Genomic DNA, 19,130 nt, shown 5'->3' with positions numbered 1-19,130 from the left:
CTCGGGAAACAGCTCGCGGGCGGCGGGATCAGGATCCGGCTCGCTGATGACCGTTATCCGGAAACCGGCCCCGATGAAAGCCTTGATCATCGCGTGCAGCGGCCTGTTCCATCTGCTCACCAGGGCGGTATGGCTGCCCACAGTCCACTCTACGGTCCACTTGGTGGTGTCGAAGTAGTTGCACTCGGCCTCGCGACCGGCCTCGCGGTGGATGAGGTTGACGGCAAAGGGGTGGTCGACAGACGCGATCAGCCGACCGCCGGGCTTGAGTACGCGTCGCAGCTCGGCCAGCGCCGACTCCCAGTCCTCCAGGTAGTGCAGCACCAGGGACGCCACTACATCGTCGAACGTGTCATCAGGGTAGGGAAGCGGGCTGCCCAGGTCCGCCACCTGCAGATCCGCACCGTCGCCGAGCCGCTGCCGGGCCAGCCCCAGCATCCCGGCACTCGAGTCGAAGCCACTCGCAATGGCGCCACGGTCGCGCAGCGCGGCAAACAGGAGCCCCGAGCCACAGCCTGCGTCGAGGGTCCGCCGGCCAGCCACGTCTCCAGCGAGGGCCAGCATCGCGGGACGCTCGTAGTAGGCATTGACCAGGTTGGTTTCGTTCGCGGCCGTGTACGCCTCGGCGAAGCTGTTGTAGTCGTTGACCTTCGACGGATCCACACTCACCGAGGACGGCGAGACCAGCCTGGTGAAAATCGCGTGCTCTTGGTGCTCGCTTGAGATCATGGTGCGGGAGACGTGTGCTGCAGCAGTTCGGTTCCTGGCCCGACCATCAATATGTCTGCCCACAGAGCCCAGGGCGGCGTCGTTCAGGTGACGTGTCCTGGTTGATCACATGATGCCGAGGGTGATCAGTGGACGGTTTGCGTCGCGGGTGTGGTGGCGGAGTCCAGCGGCGATGTTCGTCTGGCTGGCGAGTCGGAGGGCGCCGATGGCCAGGTTGCGTAGGGATGCCATGGCACGTGGAGCGGTGCCGGTGCGTACGCGGGAGGCGTCCTCGGCGTACGTGGTGTCTCTCACGTGGTGGATCTTGTTCTCGATGCCCCAGTGGTTGCGGACGCGGCGTGCGATCTCGGTTGCGTCGGCCTGCTCTGCGGTCAGGTCGGTTACCCCGTAGATGCGTTCCAGTGTGACCTTGCCGGTAGTGACGATCTGTCTGCGGCGCACGATCTGGATGGCCTGCACCGCATGTGGGAACGGGATCCCCGTCACGGTGGCGGCCTTGATCCGGCGGATCTCGTCGCGGCCGTGTGCGGTGGCCCGGGCCTTGTTCTGAAGTGGTACTTCCCGCCATGGCAGGGCCTTCAGCCACCGGTGCAGGGTGGGGTGGTTGCCCTTGATCAGTGCGATGTAGTGGGCGTGCTTGTCCTCGACGAGGAAGCGTGCGTGGGCGGTCTGCGTGTGGAGGGCGTCGAAGGTGACCACCGTGCCGTGCAGGTCGAGCGGGGCTAGCAGGGGCTGGAAGACGGTGATCTCGTTGGTCTTGCCGTCCACCTCGCGCTGGCAGTGACCAGGCCGGTCTCCGTCATCGCGGCGAGCAGGTGGACCTGGGTGCTGTCGGTGCGGCGGGCACCGCGCACGGTCTTGCCGTCCACCACGAGGGAGGGCAAGGGCCGGTCGCTGTCGTCGTTCTCCTTCTGGCCGGCTGCGCGTTCGCGCCCGGCGAGCCAACTTCCGACGGCCGTATCCTGCGCGTCTCCGTCGATGCGCTGGAGGACACGGCGCACTGTGGCTTCGGCCGGGGCGACGGGCCCCGGTCCGGCTCCCGGCACGGACCGCCGAGCCGGGCCAGGACGTGTGGCGGGGCGTCGGCTGCCCCGCGATCGCGGTCAGGGACTTCGTTCCTGCCAGGACCGCACACGCGGCCAGGGACAGGACGAAGGCGAGTGGGTGGCGCCGGCCCTGGTCCCGGCGAGGGTCGGGCACCTGAGCCAGGCACGTCAACAGACTGGGGAGATCATGGGGGGCGGTCGGTGGGGCGTCGGTGAGTTGCCCCAGAGGGCTCGGGATGAGCAAAGATGAGCGGGCAGACACGGTCTTCCGTTGTGGTGATCAGGGACTCGACACCTCATGATCACCAGAAGGCGTGCCTGTCTCCGCGTCAGCCCCGGCGAGAACCTCATGGCCCTGCCCAGGCTGCTGAAGCCCCATCAACCCAGATTCACTTGCCTGAACGACGCAGTCGTGACTTTCGCTCCGTTCAGAGGGGCCGGAAGACCCCTTCGGGATCATCCTGGGCCCATGCTGCGAACTCCTCGAAGCCCAGGTTGCCGATACTCAGGTTCGCGTAGACCTCGTGGACCCCTGCGGGGATGGCGCGGAACTCACGCCCGTACTCGGTCAGTTGCTCATAGTCCTCATCGTCGACGCAGTCCTCCCGCCTCAGCGTGGTGACCGCCAGCAGCGGGTGGAGTTCGGCCTGCATGCATATCCGGTCGGCAATGAAGACAACGGACAGATTCTCATCACTGCTGACCGCAGTCAGCACCTCCTCGATGGTCGCCTCCAACCAGGCCGGATCGTTGATGAAGTGGACCTGAGCCTCGTACTGCCTGTCTCCCCAGGGCTCCATCAGTGCCGCCACCACGTCCTGCCACGCTTGGTCGTCGCGGTAGTCGGTCCTGACAACCAAGGCATCAAACTCATCGTGGCCAGTGACAACGGGCAACGTTCCCATGGGTCCTTCTTCTCGGTGACGATCGGTGAGCCGTGCCGTGACTGTCTCATGGTCCGTCTGTCACGTCCCGCGGGACCGGCGTTCCGCCTGGGCATTGACTGCGCATCCTGGCCGTAGGAGCCCCGACCTGAACGAACACATCAGCAGTACCGCCAGCCTCCACCGCCACGCCCGCGACGCCAACCGGCCCTGCCCAACCTCAGCATCACGTGATCAAACGGACAGACTCACTGAACGACGCCGCCCTGCACGTGAACGGGCTCTGGTGCTGATCTTGTGACGGTCACAGCCGGCAGACATTAGGGATGCCCAGTGGTGGTCGAGGATGATGCGGGGATGACTGATCAGGGCTCCGCCGCAATTCCGGCGCTGGTATTCGATGAGGAGCACGTATCCGTGCTCGTCGGTGGCTCGGTGAGCGCGGGGCGCTTCATGGTGGGGGGTGCCAGCATCGTCATAGGCCATGCGGGGACGGTGATCACCGTGGAAGCGGGTGACTCGCCCGCCAGGAGCGGTGTGTGGAGTGCAGAGGAGGTTCGTTTGATCGGGCCCGCACCGGCTTCGGTCACAGAGCGGCTGATGGGATCGCCCTGGGCCGCGAACGAAAGCTCGTTGCAGATCCACATTGCGGTCCGCCTTGGAGAAGAGGCCCTGTACCTCGGCACTGCCAAGGTGAGCCGGGCCAGCACGTCCGACGGCGTTCTCACCAACTGCGAACTGCGCTTTGAAGCACCCCTGAGTCGACAGCTCCTCAACCGCGTGCGCCCACCGCTTTCCGCCGTAGACCTGCCGGGCCTGGAGTGGCTCAGGAACGTGAAGGGTGACCGTGCGGCAGCGCTGGAACAGTTCATCACCGGCTGGTATCCAGACGCAGACGCCACCGAACCACCTGCCACCTGCTCTCCGTCGTGCCTGCCTGCTGGACTGAGGCAGCTGTACCGGCTCGCGAGGCAGCGGCCGGGCGCCCTCGGAACCCAGAACAGCATCCTGCCCGAGCAAGACCTGCACACCGACCACCTGGGGGAGATGCTCGTCTTCGGCGTCGAGAACCAAGGAGGCTTCTTCTGGTCACTCCTGTGGACCCTCGACGGACCCGAGGCCGATCCGACTGTCTGGTTCCGTGAATTCGACGAGGAACCGATCGCCGAACAAGAACCGCTCAGCGGCTTCCTGATCCAGTTCTCCCTCTTCGAGGCTTCCATGAGTGCCGACTACCAGGCGCTGCCGCGCAGACTCACGGCAGCACAGGTCGCTCGACTCACCGAAGCGCTGCACCTTGTGCCCCTGCGTCCCTTCTGGCCGTGGGTACCCACTCACTTCTACGTGGCCCCCGGACTCGTCGTGCATGTCAGCAGCAAGGACGGCGAAGAATTCGATCTCTGGGCCGGCGCAACCCACCGAAGCGCCCTGGCACCGCTAGCCGACCTGCCCGTCGACTGGATCCGCTTCGACGGCTGACATCACAAGATCAGCGACAGAGTCCGTTCATCCGTACCTGAACACCTCAATGAGTACGCGGACAGCAGGGTCCGTTGGCTTGTCGCCAGGGCCGCAAACGGGTCATTGATCACCAGCTCTGAAGACTGGAATCCCCAGGTCCACGGTCATGCTCCGCCTGGCGTCCTCGGTGTCTAGCTGTGCGATCTTGCCCTCTGCGCCGGCAAGGCTGACCTGGAGCCCTTCGATCTCGCCGAGCCACCCCTCCCGCTCAGCTTCGATGATGCGGGCGACGAGGTTGTCGCGGATTTCGATCAATCGGTGCCGCTGGGCGGGCTCGGGCCTGAGGAGCGAGCAACGAATGCAGGCGTGCTCATGGATGCACTGGGTGTCGAACGCGCGCACGCTATGAGCGTGCGACGCGTCCGCGGCGCAGGTCCGACGACGACCAGGAGCCCGCTGTGTCGTCAGTCGACCAGGGCGGCCCACCACTCGGCGATCTGCGGGTCCATCCGGTAGAGCATCTCGGATCTGCCGCTGCTGGAGTTGTATCCGCCCTGCCAGTTCTCGATAGGCCACCGTTTCTCGCCGAACAGTTCGCCGGCGAGTCGGCTGAGACGTGCGTGTTCGTTGCGCTGCTGGCGTTCGTCGAGTCCTGAACGCTCGATGAGGGCTGTGAATGTAACCGTCGTTCCGGCCTGCTCGGCGGTGGCTTGGAAGAGTGCGCGAACTCCGGCGAGGTGACTGGCTCTGCCCCACAGCAGGCCGACTTGCTCCTTGGTCCAGAGACCTTGACGGGGGATGCTTACCGAGGATGCCGTGCCGTCGATCTCGGCCAGCAACCCCGTGAGCTTCTCCTTTACCGCCTCTACGTCGGAGAGTGCGCCAACAACAGCGATGCGCATTGCCTCTTGATCCATAGCCCTCAGCCCTTCCAGAGTCGTGTACGACTCGCCATACTGTACTGAATCGTGTACGACTCTGTATAGGGGTGCGTCGACTATTCGGCCGACTCAGTGGGGAGCAAGGACTTCGGCCCTGCTCATCAGGCACTACCCGCCGTCAGTACATGGAGAGCTGTTCGTGTTCGGGCAGGTCGAAGTGCGTGAGGCGTCCTTCGTGACCTGCCTCTTGCAACTCCTTGGCTTCTTGGGCGCTGCGGACCAGGGCGTGCTCTTCTCGTGCCCGGGACGAGGCTCCTATCAGGCTTGGGCAGGGGCGCACGATTCCGTACAGGGACCGGCTTCGCTTGCCCTGGGTGTATAGCGGCACCCCGTACGCGTAGGCCGGGTCCATCAGCGGGTTGTCGGGGATCGTGATCCAGAGTTTCTCCTCGCGCCAGGCCCGCTCAGTCACTGCGGCGAGCAACTCCTTCTTCTGCTGTGTCGACAGCCGGCCCCACCACGCGTTCGCCGCTTCCACGGCCTGGCGCTCCCGCTCCTCCCGCTCGGACTGTTCCTGAGCGAGGCGCAGGGCCTCCTCTGCCTTCTCCCGGTCGCGGAGGGCCTTCTCCTCGGCCCACTTCCGCTCCCACGCTTCCATGCGGATACGGGACTCCTCCGCCGCCTTCTTGGCCCGGCGTTCAGACAAGCTCGCCCTGAGCTGTGACCGGTGACGGCTGGCGGAGGGCATGGCATACCCCTGCTGGCTTGGAAGCCAGCACTTTGCGGCTGCGCCTCGGCATGGCGCGGTGACTGCAGGCGACCGGCGCCTCGCAACCCCCTCTGGGCTGCATGTGACGGCCTTGGGCCCCTTGGGCGCGGCGTAGCTTGCTGATCTGGGCAACTTTCCTCGCTAAGGAAAGTCGCCCCGATCGTGAAGCTTGCTGAATCTAGCAACTTAACGAAGGAAGGAAAGTTAGCAAATTCAGCAAGTTTTTCGATGAGAGCCCATTTGCCATGGCATGCTGAGGGCATGGAGACGAGCGCACACCAGAGGGAGAAGGACCTGCTTGAGCAGGGGCGTACGCATCTGCAGCAGCTGCTCGGACCCGACTGGGAGGTCGCTCTGCGACCCGACCAGCTCCCCGGCGGGGACCATGGCTGGGATGCGATGCTCCAGATCAAGTCCGATGACGGCGTCTACGTCTCGCTCCTTGTCGAAGCCCGGCAAAGAGTCACCCCGAAGGACGCCGGCGGAGTCCTGACGTCTATGGCGCATCTCGTACGGCGGGTGAACTCGCACACCCGACTGCTGGTGATCTCTCCGTGGATCAGCCCGCTGGCGCAGGAAGCGCTGCGTGCGAACGGAATCGACTATCTGGACCTGACCGGCAACGTTTCCCTGCGTGTGAGCCGGCCCGCCATTGTCATCCACACACAGGGCGCTGACCGTGCTCCCGCCGGGCACAGGCCGCCGTCCAGCAAGCCGCTGCTCACCGGCCTCAAGGCTGGCCGACTCGTGCGGCTTCTGGCCGACTTTGCTCCGCCCTACCGCGCCTCAGCACTGGCCCACGGGGCCGATTTGAGCCTGCCCTACGTGTCCCGGTTGCTCGACACCCTGGACGATCAGCTGCTGATCAAACGCGACGGCAGGGACATCGTTTCGGTGGACTGGCAGGCGCTGCTGCGGGCCAGGGCAAACCAGACGGACCTCCTGCGCACTGCCGAACCGACCGGCATGCTCGCCCCGAACGGCATCAAAGCAGTGCTGCGCAGGCTGGCCAATATGGCCGACAACGGCACTAACAGCATTCGGCGTGAGGTTCTGGTCACCGGTTCCTACGCGGCCAGATCTCTGGCGCCGCTGTCCGTCGGAGGACAGCTCATGCTCTACGTCCAGGAGCACGAGTTCAACGTGCAGGCATGGGCAGACGAGCTCGGTCTCATGCCCGTGCCGGAAGGCGCTGATGTGCTGATCCTGCAGGCGAAGGACGACAGCGTGTGGCAGCGACCGATGTTCGTTGGGGGTGTGTGGCAGGTCGGCCTGAGCCAGCTGGCGACGGACTGCCTCTCGGGGCCGGGCCGCATGCCGGCCGAGGGCGAAAAAATCCTGGAATTCATGGCCGACCACGAACATGTCTGGCGCAGATCTGATCTTTCCCGCCGGGACGAGCCCACCCGCTTCTAGACTTGCGCCACGTCCGGAGGGGGAACGATGTCGCAAGCAGCAGCAAGCACCGATGAAGACGAACTGAACCTAGCCGCCCGCAAGGTGCTCCTGGACGCGCTCATTGCCTTGGAAGACCACCGAGAGGCGCTCACCGTCGTCGGTGCCCAGGCCGTGTACCTCCGCACCATCGACGCGGCCATCAGCAGCGCCTCCTACACCTCCGACGGCGACATCAGCATCGACCCGGAAGTCCTGGGCGAACAGCCGCTGCTCGAGGAAGCAATGCACGCAGCCGGCTTCACCCTCAAGCTCGATCAGAACGGCAATCAGCAGGTCGGCCTGTGGGAACGCACCGAACAGGTAGGCGAAGTCGAAGTCGGCGTAGAGGTCGACCTCCTCGTGCCCGAGAACCTGGCTCCCGGCTCGAAAAAGAAGCGCCGAACCCAGATGCCGCCACACGACGACTGGGCCGCCAAGAAGGTCCCCGGCCTTGAGGCGGCAGCCGTGGACCGCTCGCTGATGACCATCTTCAGCCTCACACCGGACGACGACGACCGCAGCGTGCAAGCGTACGTAGCCGGACCCGCGGCGCTTCTCGTGGCCAAGGCGTACAAGCTGCACGAACGGATCATCGACGCCGAGAAGGGGAGAACAAGCCGGCTATCCGCCAAGGACGCCGGCGACGTCTACCGGATCATGTCTAATGTCCCGGCCCGCCAGGTAGGGGCTTCCTTTGAGACTCTCTGCAAAGACCCGCGGGTAGGCGCTGTAGCTACCGAAGGACTGCACCTCCTTCGTCAACTCTTTGGCGCGGCTGCCACACCCGGCACCGAACTCGCAGTCCAAGCTCTGGCCGGGGACATCCCCGAAAGCCGTATCCGCGTACTCGTCCCGACCTTTGTTTCCAGCTTGCCGGACACTGGTTCAGCTGCAGGACCCAATCCTCCCCGGATTGGCCCACAGCACGCGCCAGAGTAGAAACACACGCAAGCCAGACCCCGAAACCAGCTCTTCCCAACAAGGCCGCTCGGCTCCTCAGCCGGGCGGCCGCGGTGCCGCCGGACGATGTGCAGCACTTTCACGACGTGCCCGGTTGACCACACAGATGTGGGTCACCTCCTTCTCGTGCTTCAGCAGATGGGTGGGTGGCGGGCTCGGACGAGGCTCCACGGCGAGCTCCAGGACCTGGGCTACCGCGGTAGCTACCAGACCATCAGCGACTATCTACGGCCACGACGACGACGCTGTATCCGCGTTGTCGGGTCGGCGCCACCAGGACTCCGACACACATCAAATGGCGGTGTTCAGCATGATCGTCCGCGCACCAAGGAGACGTCGAAGCAGGTCCATGCCTGTCGTTGACATCTGGGGTACCCCTGAAGGGGCTGAGCCCGCAGCCGCGAGCCGCCCCCTAGTAGGCACGGTCGGGCACCAGCGTGGGAGCCGCGCCGCGGTTTCTGGGCCAGGGCGTGCAAGGACTCCAGAGCTCTCGGAGTGCTGCCTGGTCGTGCGAGAGGGGTGCGTACTTCAAGCCGATCGGCATTTGCTCCGTCATGATCGTGATTCCGTCCGGCGAGTGAGTGGCCTTCTGAGATAGGAGGAAAAGCTCCAGGCTAAGAGGCCCTGGTTTTGCCGATGCGGGACGGGCACGGGGTTCGGGATGGAGTGGCGCGCGATCTGCGCTCACAGTTTGGTGGCGGGCGGAACCGGCCATTGCTGGAAACACTGATACACATCGAGACCCCTGTGGCACATTTTCATCTTCACTCGCAACTCGCACGCTTGTGCGATGCGTAGAAGGGGAGGGGACACGTGGCTTCACGTGTAATCCGTGCGGTGGCTGTAGTTGGCACGACTCTGCTCAGCCTGGCCTGGATGCCCGCAGCAGGGGCGGCTCCGGATGCTCTACAGCAGGAGATCGACGCCATACTCGCCAAGACCGAGGGTGGGGTGCAGATCAGTGAAAACGAGATCGCCTGGGATGGCGGCGAGGTGATCATGGCGCTTCCGCTGCCAGGGGAGGTGTATGCGCCCGCGAGCAGCCCTGCTGCGCAGAAGCTCCAGTCAGAGGTGGCCGCGCAGGCCTCTCAGGGGCCTCGCCTGAGCATGACCCCCAGCGCAACGAGAGAGATGCAGGCAGCATCTTCTGTAGTCGCCGACGAGCCAGTTCCCGAGGGGGAAGTTGAGCCAGAGACTCTCCACTCGCGACGGACAACTGTCCCACCGAGGTGTTTGGGAATGACTGGTATTGCTTCTACCAGTACAAGAACTTCGGCGGCCGGCGGCTGCAATGGAATGCCCAGCACGACAAGGCTGTCATGTTCTCCTACTTTGACTTCGCGAACAGAACCTCGTCGTGGTCGAACAAGGGTGGGTACATGCTTAGAGTCCTAAATCGCTCAGAGACGGGTGATGACTCGAGTTGCCCAACCGGATGGCCGCTGTGGCACGAACAGCCCCACACGCGTTCTTCGTCGGTCTCCGCGAGTAACGACAACAAGGCGGATTGCTTCAGGACTTGGTAGGCCACTCCAGCTAGCACACCTTGCTGGCCCAGCCCTGCGAACGAGAACCCGCTCGCGGCGAGACCGACAGCCCCGAGCGGGTCACAGGTACGAGATGTAGAGGACAACGGCGGGAGGCTTGACGTTCAACTTACCTGCGTCGTGCGTTAGTTCTTCCTCGTACATAAGGAGCTTTCCATTCTTCGGGTCGAACACAAGCGTCTGCGTTTTGGGAAGCCCTCCGTACCGCGACTCAACGGCGAAGGCGGCACCCACACGACCCGCACGATCTTCGACATTGCCTCGATACCTGATGCCCTGAGTGTTCTTGAGTGCACGCAGGAGGGATGCTGTTTGGGTAGGCGAGAAACGTCGGTCCAGGAGACGCTCGGAGACGGAGTCAAATGTCTCGCCGGGACCGGATGATTCGTAGCCTTCATTGAGCCAGCGCTTCATGGCGCCCGGGTCTGCGGGGGCATCCTGGTTCCTCGGGTCAGACATGTCGGCTGGCCCGGAGGAATCTGAGTACTCCTGCGGATCGTCGCCCACCGACCCGGCCTCTTCCCACCTCTCGCGCTGTGTGTCGTCCTCGAACTGAGGCTCAAGGGAACGGACGGTCCACCTCTCCGACCCGTCGGGCTTTTTCCAGGTCGTGCGCCGCTCCGGAATGATCGCCGAGGTCACTTGTACGCCGTCGATTCGGGTGGACAGCGACCAGCTCTCCTGGACGAAGCGCTGCGTGTGCCCCTTGGGCGCATCGATGGCAGTTCCCTCAAGGCGTTGGGCGATCTCCTCTAGGACCTCCTCGGCCGGACGGCCACCGGCCTGGAAGTCCAAGGCCTTAGGAGTGACCGCGTATGCGGGCTGGGGGCTAGTCCCCCACATGTTCGTGACCACCAGAGCGAACGCCACAGCAGCCGTGGCCAGGCCAGTGACCAGCAGGCAACGTTGACGACGCCGAGGCGAAGGGCGAAAACGCGCCTTCGTACCTTGGGCAGGCGTGGAGAGAATCGATGTGAGGTCCCGCTCGTCAGCCGGCGTGACTGCGTCTCGAGCCGGGTCCAAAGACTGCAAGACACGATCTGTCTCACGCACCTGCTTCACCCCGCTTTGTGGTTGCCGACCGCACCGAGGAACCTGCTGGTGCGTTTTCCTCAAGTGATGGGAAAGCGAGTCCCTTCTTGAGGCGCTTGCGTGCACGGTGGAGACGTACCTGATAAGCCCCCACACCGCAGCCAAGAATCTTGGCTCCTTGGGACGGGGCCACCCCATCCCACAATGCCAACCGAAGTACCTCCTGGTCCGCCTCGCTCAGATCGTCAAAGGCGGCAGCCACTGCCAGGCGCAGTGCCACATCCTCGGCGTGATCCACACCGTCGCTGCGAGGCTGGGCCTTCAACCACTCGGACACGCGCAATCGGTGCTCGTCAGAACGGTAGGCATTGGCCAGAGTCCGCCTGGCTACTCCGTACAGCCAGGCCAACGTTGCGCCCTCGGGCAGTTCACCGACCCTGCGCCAGGCGACCAGGAATATCTCGGCGACCACGTCGGCCACGTGATCACTGTGGATTCGCCGGCGCACGTAGGCATCGATAGCCGAATAGTGCTGCCTGTAGAGCTCGGTGAACCGCTGCTCGTCGCTCGTAGTCTCCACTTCCCCTCCACCCTGTCTATGTGCAGCAGTCACGACTTCTTACAGACGGTAGGAGGATTCTTTGGGCTTCGCCGGCGAGACCGTCAGTGCTCCACAACCCGGCCCACTCATGCCGCCCACGCCAACTCGAGGTGCACTGCCAGCTTGTCCGCGGTCAGCTTGGCGCGGCGGCTCTTACTGTTGCTCAGGAACACTCCCAGCTTCACCTCCGTTCCGTCCTCCAACCGCTGCACGTGGGCCCTGGGGACCGCGAGAGAATCCGTACCGCGCCCCTTGTACTGCGTCAAGGCTGCTACGCCCCGTTTGAAGGTGCTCACGGGCCGGCCGCTTGACCGACCGCGGGCCTTCTCCGGCATCGAGGTGATCCCCCTCGACTGGTCCCCCGGGGCGCGCAAGCACTGCCGGTTCATGACCTGTCGCAGCGAAGTTAGTCCTGCCGGGTCGTTTTGACCTGCGGGGACTGGATTGGGTGAGACGGCTGCGGGTCGGCCCGGCGGCCAGCGACTGACGGGGCTGTGGTGAACACGGGTTGGCTTCATGCCCGTGTTGTCGCCCAGGCAGAATTGGTCGTGTGATTGTCTTTCACTGCAGGAACTGCCAGCAGCCTCTGACTGGCGAGTTGGAGCCCGGGGAGCCGCTGAGAGGCCCCGAGCGCCCGCCTGGGCACGAGATCGCTTCACCGCGGATGGCTCAGGGAACTTTCAAGGTCAACTTCGATGGTTCCCTGCTGATCCTTCACCCCGATGACGTTCCGGGGACGGCACTCCACTCCGATGCTCGCCGCCTCAGTGGTTGCTGCGGCCTCGCGGGCCAGGACGGCCCCAACCTCGTCTGTTCCGGCTGCGGCCTCGAAGTCGCGACGAAAAGAAGGCGATTGCTGGACCGACAGCCTGGTGGCCTTGGCCGCCGCCGCGGTGAGTGAAGCCCCCCAGCCGAAGTAGGCCATCGCGCTGCTCCCGACGCCGACCGCCGGGATCGTCAGCTGCCAGGGGCTGGCTCTGCTGCGTCGAGTTGAAACCAGTCCTGGGTGACCATCCAGGACTGGTAGTCCAGGAAGATCCTTGCGAGGCTGTCCGACCGCTCTCGGATCGTGAAGAAGTCGCGGAGGAGCCGGTGGAGCGTGATCACAGCTGCGGCGTCGGCTTGTTTGGTGAGCGGGTGAGTCCAGCCCCCTGGAGTGAGGTGGCGGACGAGGAGGGGCCAGGTCAGGTCGTGGCCGCGGCCGAGGCGGACCACGAGCCACTCCTGGAACCCTGTGAGCATGCGCCAGGAGCTTCCGGCGTCCAGGCCGAGAAGAAAGGCGGTCATCGAGGAGAAGGAGCCGTCGAGGCCCTGCCGGGCGGGCTCACGACGAACCGCGGTCAGCAGCGCTTGATAGTGCTGGATCACGTTCGCGTGGAAGGTCTGCTGGGTGGCGGCAAGGTAGTTTCCCTCACTGCGTTCGGGGTGCCTGGTCAGTGTGTCCGGATTCCTCAGCGGGTGGCTGGACATGTAGCGGTGAACGGTGCCGTAGGACACGCTCGCGTCGTGCTCGTCCAGCAGCCTCTCCCAGACCAGCCCGACTGTGGGAAGTTGGCCGGCATGTGTGGCGGCGTACTCGTCGAGGATGACGTCGATGGCGGGACCGACACGTCCTTTGGCCCGGCCCTGGATGGCCGCGCGTTCCTTGCGCGGCGGAGGAGTCGGTGAGGCGAGGGCCTAGCGGACCATGTATGGGCTCACGCAATGCCTCGCGGCCAACTTCCTGACGGACTGCTCTCCCGCTTGGACGTCCCGACGGATCGCTGCGAAGAGCGCCGGCTTGTCCGCGCTGGCTGTGACACGACGCTTGGGCTTGTCCGGGGCCGGCCTCGCACGTTTCTGTCGCACCAGATCGGCCAGCACCCGTTCCAGTACGTCTTGTCGACGGCCGGTGACTGCGGCGAGTCGGTTCAGCGCGTGGTCGTTTCCCGCGCCCGTAGTCGGGTGGGCCGACCAGGCATCCGCGCAGGTAGCTGGGCTTGAGGTGGTTCGCCTGAGCCAGCCGACGGATGAAGAAGTCGGTTCCCTCGCCGAGTCGCAGTGAGACCTGGACGGGGAGCCGGACCAGCTGTTCGGGCAGTGCGTCGGTCACCGGGCGGCCGCCTTCTTCACCGGCTTGCTCACGGCTTCCGCGGCGTGGTCCAGGGGGATCTCGTCGAGTGCTTCCTTGGTCACGCGTTCGGACCCGCCCAGGATCGCGTCGATCGCGGCGCCCCGAATGGCGTGGGACAACGCTCCAATCATGCCGTCGGCCCGGTTGTGGAGGTAGCGGTCCAGCTTCACCAGGCTGCCCTGCCGGTGATCGCGCAGGAGCAAGGTTTGTTCCATCGTCGCGACCAGGCCCTTCCACTCGTCGCCATAGGGGAACGGGCGGGTGGGGACGAGGGTGAACCGGCCCGCGATCTGGGCGCCCCGGGTGCCGGTGAGGAGTTCGCTGGTCTCCAGGCCGATGCCCGCATAGACGAACGTCGCGGGGATGCGCTCGGAGAAGTACTTCAGGGTGTCGGAGACCTCGCCGCCGGCCCGCGTGACCTGCGAGACGTTGTGAATCTCGTCGACCAGCGCCAAGCCGGTGCAGGAGTCCGTGCAGACGCCGACCACGGCCTCGATGATGTCCGTCATGTTCGACCGGGGGCGGACCGGCAGGCCCAGGAAGCGCGCGAACTCGGCGGCGACCATGCGGGCCGTCGCGGCAGGCGGGACGGTGATGTAGAGCACCGGGATGCGGCCAGCGACGTTCGGGTGTCGGGCCCGGTCGAGGAGTTCGTGGGCGAGCCCGAGCTGGGTGATGGCGCAGGTCTTGCCCGTGCCCGGCAGGCCGGAGACCATCAGGCCGCGGCGGGCGCTGATCGCGTGCCGGTTGAGCAGGACCAGCCGACGGCCGCAGACCACTGTTTTCTCGACGAACGAGGTGGCGACCACGAGCATCCGGGCGTGATGGTCGAGCCGGTCCTCGTCGTAGAGGGCCCGCTCTGCCGGGGACAGCCGCCGCAGTTCGTCGGAAGACAGCAGGACCGGGGGTTCGGGCGGGCCGGCGGCGAACGTTCGCCATCCGTCCAGGGTGGTGAGCTGTCGGTTGGCCGCGGCATCGGCCTCGTGCAGGACGGTTCGGCGTCCTGCCGGTTCAGGGACGGTCACGGACGCCTCCAGGGGTTGGCGAGCGGGTCGAACAGACCCAGCGGGATGACCTTGGCCAGCTCGGTGTCCGGCTCTTCGTCAGGTGTGGGTTCGACGGCGGGTGGGGCCGGGACCGGTCGGTCGGGGGTGGTGGCCCGGGTCCGGGCGGCGACGCGGCGGGAACGCTTGGCCGCAGGGCCCTTCTCCAGCGCGGGGCCCGCGTGGGCCCGCCGCAGCAGGGCAGCGGCGGCGTCCGCGATCTGTTCCTCGGTTCCGCCTGGGACCTGCTCGCAGGCGTGGTCCCAGGCCAGCTCCCCGAACGGGACGCCAACGCGGCGAAGGTGCTTCCAGAACGCGGTGATCCACCGACTGCTTTGGCGGTCGCGTACCCAGATTCGGGAGATGTCGTAGGGGTCGTAGTGGATCTCCCACAGACCCTTCTTCTCTGCCACCCCGGAGTGCTGGCGACGCAGTGGGCCCAACTCGACGTCGTCGTAGGTGCGGTGCTTGATCCGGATGCCGTAGGCGTTGATCGCCTGCCATCGCTCGGGCAGCAGCTCGATGTAGTCCTCGCCGTTCAGCGGGACCGGGACGTAGCCGCAGGACTCCACCAGCGCGGCGTACTTCTCGTTCGGCGAGAACGCCCGCTTCGGTGCCTGCGGGTCACGCAGCCCGTCATGCGGCCTGGTTTGCCAGACCGCGACAATCCACTCATCAAGAAGACTCTGCAACTCGGATAGCGACCACAGCGGCCCGTCCTCCAGCTTCCGGCCCCGCCGGTCCGCGGTCGAGCCGGTGTAGCCCGCGACGAACTGGGCGAACAGCGTGGCCACCGAGCCCAGGGGCTTCTCGATCGTGCCCTTGTCCGTTGGGGTCGCCTTGTGTGCCGGCTGCAGGTTGATGCCCAAATACCAGCAGGACGCCCGGAAGTTGTTCGAGATGAATACCTTGCCGTGGTCGCAGACGATCGTCTCCGGAACGATCACCGGCCGTGCCGCTGCCTGCTCCAGGCGCTCGTCCAAGGTCAGCAGCCGCCGGTGCGGCAGCACCGAACGGGACATCAGCAGGGCTTCCGACCAGCCCGGTCGCATCGCCTCCGGGGTGACGCTGCGGGCCAGCAGCGCGGAGGCGTCGGCTGCTTTCGTCGTCGGCCGCAGCACCGCCGCGGTGATCGACCTGGTCGCGATGTCGACCATTGCGGTCAGCTCGACCTTCTCCGCGATGCCGTCGTCCAGCCGCACCAGCACGTCCAGCGGGGTCGAGACGATCTGCATGAGCTCGCCCGGCGCACTGGCCGGCACTTCCCCGAACGGGCCGGGTGGCCGTGCGTTGACCGATCGGCGCGTGCGGGCCGAGCCCGTCGCATGAGTGCCGGTCGCCAGCTTGCTGTAGAGCCGGTAGAGGGTAGCCCGGGAAGGAACCTCGACATCGGCCGCCTCCTCCTGGCCGGCCAGGATCTCCTTGGCCCGCCAGACGATGAACCCGATCGTCTTCGACGAGTCCTCGGCTGTCTCGCCGATCGCCTGCCGCATCGCCTCCACCACCACCGCATCGACCATGCCGAAAGGCGGCATCTGCTTGGCGGACCGGCCGTCGGCCAACCCGATCAGTCCGTCACGCTGATAGCGCTGGCGCCGCTGCTTGATCCCGCTGGCTGTCACCCGGTGCCCGGCCGCCGTCAGCTCGGCCGCCTTGGCTCGCTCACGCTCGGCCAGCGAGTTCCGTCGCGGATCGAACTTCGTTTGCGGCAGCGCTCCTTCGGAAGCGTCCAACGGCAGGCCATGGAGCACTTCGAGAATGTGCCCTTCCCACCAACGGGCCTGTTCGGCCGCCGTCTCGGGAAACTCCGCGATCCGGGCCGTGGGCGGGGCCTTCCGTCCCCTCCCGCTCACTGGACACCACTGGCGGCCAGGCGCACGACCGTGCGCGGTCCCATCAGCTCGGCCGCCAGCCCGTTGACGGCCAGTTCCTGGAGCCAGGCCAGATGAAAGAGGGTGGGCAGCGTCGCGAGTCGGTCACCTGCGGCGTCGGCCCCTGGAAACATCGGGCCCGGCTCCGCGAAGACCTCCCGCAGCCGGTCGGCAACCGGGCGGTGCAGGCACCGCGGGTGCCGGTAGCGCGACAGCCACCGCACATTCGCCAGCAGCACCGCCTCCGGCGTCCCGACCCGCTCGAACCCCCACCCGGCCTGAGCGCAGGCCAGCCGCGTCACCTCGAACGCTTCCGCGTCCTTCGGCTCGATCCGCTCATCCGCGCGGACGTCGATGACCGCCGCCGAGCCATCCGCGTGGCGGGCGAAGTAGTCCGGGGCGTGCCGACGTTCTTGTTCGCCGTCGTGCCAGTGCAGCCAGAATGGCTGCGAGGCGATCCCCGTCACCTTCGGGTCGAAGTCCAGGAGAAGGAGCCGGTCCCGCTCCAACCAGGACTCGAAGCCGACGTGCTGCCCGGTCGTCGCGGCCCAGTACCAGCCTGCGAAGTGACGCTCACCGCGAGACCACCGAAAGGGCCGCACCGGTGCCACATCCTCGAAACGGGTTGTCACGCAGTCCAGCAGCGGACGTCGTTGCCGCTCGCGTACGACGTTCACGTACGACAACTCGTCGTACGGCCCCGCAAGATCCACCCCAGCCGGTACAGCCACCCCGCACCCCCAGCGCGATCACCTACACGCCTAGGTTCGCTGAGACGGAAGGCCAAACGACTGGGTTCGCTGAGTAAACGACTCGATTGGATGAGAGCGGTCTTGTCGAGGGTCATTGAAGCTGCGCAGTGGCCATGTTCCTGACCTCGTTTTATGCAGTTTGGGTGCGCGGGTTTTTGGCTGGGTGGCTCGCTGAATCTGCTCGGGGTTGGGATGGTCCAGCCGTCTGGCCTGTGGTGTTTTTGGTTTCTGGCGTGTCTGTGCAGTTTGGTTGAGTGCTGCGCAGGTTTGCTGGTCCTCGGTAGGTGGTGGCTACGGGGTGGGCTGGGTGTCGAGCCAGGTGGTGGGGATGAGTTTCTCGCCGTTGCGCCAGTTGTAGCGCACGGATTCTTGGTACCAGGGGTGGGGCAGGTCGGCGTGGTCGCTGACGATGATCTGGAAGCGGGGGGTCAGCTCGGTGACGACTTGGTGCATGAGTTGGAAGAGGCGGGTGACTGTTACGCGGTCTTCGTCCTGTGCAATCGAACATTGTTGCGCAGGTTAGGTGCTGTCCGGTGCGAGCTCGATGTGGTGGCTCTTGGGTGTTGCCGGTCTTGCGGCCGGTGGGTTCTGTCCTAGCCGCGGTGGTGGTGGCCGAGGTGGGTGAGTTCGATGGTGTCTGTGTGGCGGTTGGGTTTGGTGTGGTGGCGGTAGGCGGTTTCGTTGGTGGGGTGGCGTGGGGCGTATCGGATGTAGTGGGAGAGGTCTTCGGGGTAGTGGGCGGGGTTTCGTAGCCATCGGCGGTTCAGGAGGCGGGCGATGGTGGCGTGGAGGGGATGGGACTGGCCGGGTCGGGTCCGGTGGTAGCGGGCTGAGGGCCGGCGGACGAGGAGCCCGGCCAGGGTGATGGTCTCGGGGTAGGTGATGGCCTCGCGGGCCAGGGCCTCCCACATGGAGGCGTCCTCGCTGCCGATGAGTAGGGCGCGGCCTGGCCAGATCCGTTCGGACTTGGGGGCGTGGCGCTTGCGAGCCGCCGGGACGCTCCACCGTGCCCGAGGCAGTCCACAAGGTGCATCGCGCCGTCGGCCGAGGCCACGGCCAGGTCAGGGGAGTGGGTGACAACCCTTCCCTGTTCCTCCCAAACGAACTCCACCGGTCGACATGCCATGCCCACCACCTGGGGATCCCGGTCCAGCAGCATGACCGCGTCCCGCATCGCCGTGCTCCCGTATCCCACCAGGCGGCCTGTGGTCGCGGACCACCACCATCCCGGAGCCAACCGCCGTCCGCGCCGTACAGGGAAACCACGCACGACCGGGTAGTCCATGGGCCGCAACTCCCCGGCCGTGGTCCGCCACGGCAGCTGGACCACGACCCCGTTGGGCCCCACGAACCGCACGTTCACATGACGCGGATGCACCCCGCCCCCTCTGTCGAGTCTAGCAAGACCACAGGCAAGCCCCCCCTCCACCCTCCGTGGGTCGACCAATCTGAGCAATGCGCAGATACACCGAGCCACACGATGCGGTGAAAGACTTTCAGACCAGCCCGAACACCCCTTCTGGCTCTGCTAAGTCCAGGGCGAAAGAGCGTGTTGGGCGGAGGAATGGGCGCCGGCATTGCCCACCGCAAACCGTGGGCAGAACTGGACTGCGCAGATTGATTGAGCTTTGCGCAGTTTCACTGAACGACGAAATGTCGGGGTGTGGTTGTTGTGCAACGGCGAGGGGTTCTGACTCATGTACTTATCCAGATTAAAAAATGATGCAGACTAGATGTCTTCACCCCTTAATGGCTGCTGAAGTTGGCCAGGCATTGCCCCGGCGCATTCGATCCTGACGTGGTGCGGGTGCGCGGGCCCGGAGGGTTCGCGCACCACGGCCCCCGATCGGCTGCTGGGTGTGACTGGGCGTCACCCAGCAGCCTGCGGGCACGTCAGTTGCCTTTACTGCCTAGTTAATGACGGCGCGTCGGGCCGTTCACTCACCACTCATCAGCACCCGCTAAGACCCGCAGTTCGTCCAGGGTCGGCAGCCAGACGTAGGC

20 protein-coding genes and 2 pseudogenes are annotated in these 19,130 nt (G+C 65.6%); 4 read left to right on the top strand and 18 right to left on the bottom strand.

Annotated features, from left to right (window positions below):
- The 4 genes and pseudogenes from ACFWFI_RS26240 to ACFWFI_RS26225 all read right to left on the bottom strand — a co-directional run.
- Positions 1–729: class I SAM-dependent methyltransferase (locus ACFWFI_RS26240; protein WP_387394639.1), on the bottom strand; the 729-nt coding region annotated here is incomplete at its 3' end.
- Between the two features lie 105 nt (positions 730–834).
- Positions 835–1,497 carry an ISAs1 family transposase gene (locus ACFWFI_RS26235; protein WP_387394645.1) on the bottom strand — a complete coding sequence of 221 codons (663 nt, stop codon included), beginning with the start codon at positions 1,495–1,497 and terminating at the stop codon, positions 835–837.
- A gap of 336 nt (positions 1,498–1,833) precedes the next feature.
- A pseudogene (locus ACFWFI_RS26230) lies at positions 1,834–2,037 on the bottom strand (transposase family protein); the annotation flags it as partial.
- Between the two features lie 166 nt (positions 2,038–2,203).
- Positions 2,204–2,680 carry a DUF6924 domain-containing protein gene (locus ACFWFI_RS26225; protein ID WP_387394637.1) on the bottom strand — a complete coding sequence of 159 codons (477 nt, stop codon included), beginning with the start codon at positions 2,678–2,680 and terminating at the stop codon, positions 2,204–2,206.
- Between the two features lie 312 nt (positions 2,681–2,992).
- Here ACFWFI_RS26225 and ACFWFI_RS26220 point away from each other — a divergent pair, with 312 nt between their 5' ends.
- The gene (locus tag ACFWFI_RS26220) at positions 2,993–4,138 is read left to right on the top strand and encodes a hypothetical protein (protein ID WP_387394635.1); all 1,146 of its coding nucleotides are present in this window, start codon (positions 2,993–2,995) and stop codon (positions 4,136–4,138) included.
- Positions 4,139–4,240: 102 nt separating this feature from the next.
- On the opposite strand, the gene ACFWFI_RS26215 is transcribed toward ACFWFI_RS26220, so the two are convergent.
- The 3 genes from ACFWFI_RS26215 to ACFWFI_RS26205 all read right to left on the bottom strand — a co-directional run bounded on the left by ACFWFI_RS26215 (position 4,241) and on the right by ACFWFI_RS26205 (position 5,707).
- Positions 4,241–4,522 carry a hypothetical protein gene (locus ACFWFI_RS26215; protein WP_387394633.1) on the bottom strand — a complete coding sequence of 94 codons (282 nt, stop codon included), beginning with the start codon at positions 4,520–4,522 and terminating at the stop codon, positions 4,241–4,243.
- A gap of 62 nt (positions 4,523–4,584) precedes the next feature.
- Positions 4,585–5,022: a hypothetical protein gene (locus ACFWFI_RS26210; RefSeq protein ID WP_387394631.1), complete on the bottom strand. Its 438-nt coding sequence runs from the start codon at positions 5,020–5,022 to the stop codon at positions 4,585–4,587.
- A gap of 157 nt (positions 5,023–5,179) precedes the next feature.
- Positions 5,180–5,707, bottom strand: a complete 528-nt coding sequence (locus tag ACFWFI_RS26205) for a hypothetical protein (protein WP_387394629.1) — start codon at positions 5,705–5,707, stop codon at positions 5,180–5,182.
- Between the two features lie 324 nt (positions 5,708–6,031).
- Here ACFWFI_RS26205 and ACFWFI_RS26200 point away from each other — a divergent pair, with 324 nt between their 5' ends.
- From ACFWFI_RS26200 to ACFWFI_RS26190, 3 genes are all read left to right on the top strand, one after another.
- Positions 6,032–7,186, top strand: coding sequence for a hypothetical protein (locus ACFWFI_RS26200; RefSeq protein WP_387394627.1), 1,155 nt, complete (start codon positions 6,032–6,034; stop codon positions 7,184–7,186).
- A gap of 27 nt (positions 7,187–7,213) precedes the next feature.
- Positions 7,214–8,146, top strand: coding sequence for a hypothetical protein (locus ACFWFI_RS26195; RefSeq protein WP_387394625.1), 933 nt, complete (start codon positions 7,214–7,216; stop codon positions 8,144–8,146).
- A gap of 1,250 nt (positions 8,147–9,396) precedes the next feature.
- The gene (locus ACFWFI_RS26190) at positions 9,397–9,693 is read left to right on the top strand and encodes a hypothetical protein (protein ID WP_387394623.1); all 297 of its coding nucleotides are present in this window, start codon (positions 9,397–9,399) and stop codon (positions 9,691–9,693) included.
- Between the two features lie 81 nt (positions 9,694–9,774).
- Here the strand turns inward: ACFWFI_RS26190 and ACFWFI_RS26185 are convergent, their stop codons facing one another.
- The 11 genes and pseudogenes from ACFWFI_RS26185 to ACFWFI_RS26135 form a co-directional block, all read right to left on the bottom strand.
- Positions 9,775–10,767, bottom strand: a complete 993-nt coding sequence (locus ACFWFI_RS26185; protein ID WP_387394621.1) for a CU044_5270 family protein — start codon at positions 10,765–10,767, stop codon at positions 9,775–9,777.
- Positions 10,760–11,326 (bottom strand): RNA polymerase sigma factor, encoded by a 567-nt coding sequence (locus ACFWFI_RS26180; protein WP_387394619.1) that lies wholly within the window; start codon positions 11,324–11,326, stop codon positions 10,760–10,762. Before ACFWFI_RS26180 ends, ACFWFI_RS26185 begins: the two co-directional genes overlap by 8 nt.
- Before the next feature lie 107 nt (positions 11,327–11,433).
- Positions 11,434–11,643 carry a hypothetical protein gene (locus tag ACFWFI_RS26175; protein WP_387394617.1) on the bottom strand — a complete coding sequence of 70 codons (210 nt, stop codon included), beginning with the start codon at positions 11,641–11,643 and terminating at the stop codon, positions 11,434–11,436.
- Between the two features lie 359 nt (positions 11,644–12,002).
- Entirely contained in the window at positions 12,003–12,272 is a 270-nt protein-coding gene (locus ACFWFI_RS26170; protein WP_387394615.1) for a hypothetical protein, read from the bottom strand.
- 32 nt (positions 12,273–12,304) lie between these two features.
- The gene (locus ACFWFI_RS26165) at positions 12,305–12,844 is read right to left on the bottom strand and encodes a hypothetical protein (RefSeq protein WP_387394613.1); all 540 of its coding nucleotides are present in this window, start codon (positions 12,842–12,844) and stop codon (positions 12,305–12,307) included.
- 591 nt (positions 12,845–13,435) lie between these two features.
- Positions 13,436–14,485: an ATP-binding protein gene (locus ACFWFI_RS26160; RefSeq protein ID WP_387394611.1), complete on the bottom strand. Its 1,050-nt coding sequence runs from the start codon at positions 14,483–14,485 to the stop codon at positions 13,436–13,438.
- Positions 14,482–15,996, bottom strand: a complete 1,515-nt coding sequence (locus ACFWFI_RS26155; RefSeq protein ID WP_387394643.1) for a Mu transposase C-terminal domain-containing protein — start codon at positions 15,994–15,996, stop codon at positions 14,482–14,484. Before ACFWFI_RS26155 ends, ACFWFI_RS26160 begins: the two co-directional genes overlap by 4 nt.
- A 356-nt stretch (positions 15,997–16,352) precedes the next feature.
- Positions 16,353–17,105, bottom strand: a complete 753-nt coding sequence (locus ACFWFI_RS26150) for a TnsA-like heteromeric transposase endonuclease subunit (RefSeq protein WP_387394609.1) — start codon at positions 17,103–17,105, stop codon at positions 16,353–16,355.
- 312 nt (positions 17,106–17,417) lie between these two features.
- On the bottom strand, positions 17,418–17,627 hold the full coding sequence (locus tag ACFWFI_RS26145) for a DUF3732 domain-containing protein (protein WP_387394641.1): 210 nt from the start codon (positions 17,625–17,627) through the stop codon (positions 17,418–17,420).
- A gap of 92 nt (positions 17,628–17,719) precedes the next feature.
- Positions 17,720–18,037 carry a hypothetical protein gene (locus ACFWFI_RS26140; protein ID WP_387394647.1) on the bottom strand — a complete coding sequence of 106 codons (318 nt, stop codon included), beginning with the start codon at positions 18,035–18,037 and terminating at the stop codon, positions 17,720–17,722.
- Between the two features lie 80 nt (positions 18,038–18,117).
- Positions 18,118–18,411 (bottom strand): annotated as a pseudogene (locus tag ACFWFI_RS26135) (TnsA-like heteromeric transposase endonuclease subunit); the annotation flags it as partial.
- Positions 18,412–19,130 lie beyond the last annotated feature (719 nt).

Origin of the sequence: Streptomyces sp. NPDC060209 (assembly GCF_042728155.1) — a bacterium.
Classification (GTDB): domain Bacteria; phylum Actinomycetota; class Actinomycetes; order Streptomycetales; family Streptomycetaceae; genus Streptomyces.
Note: the sequence above shows the minus strand (reverse complement) of the source record. Positions and strands in the feature narration are given on the sequence as shown.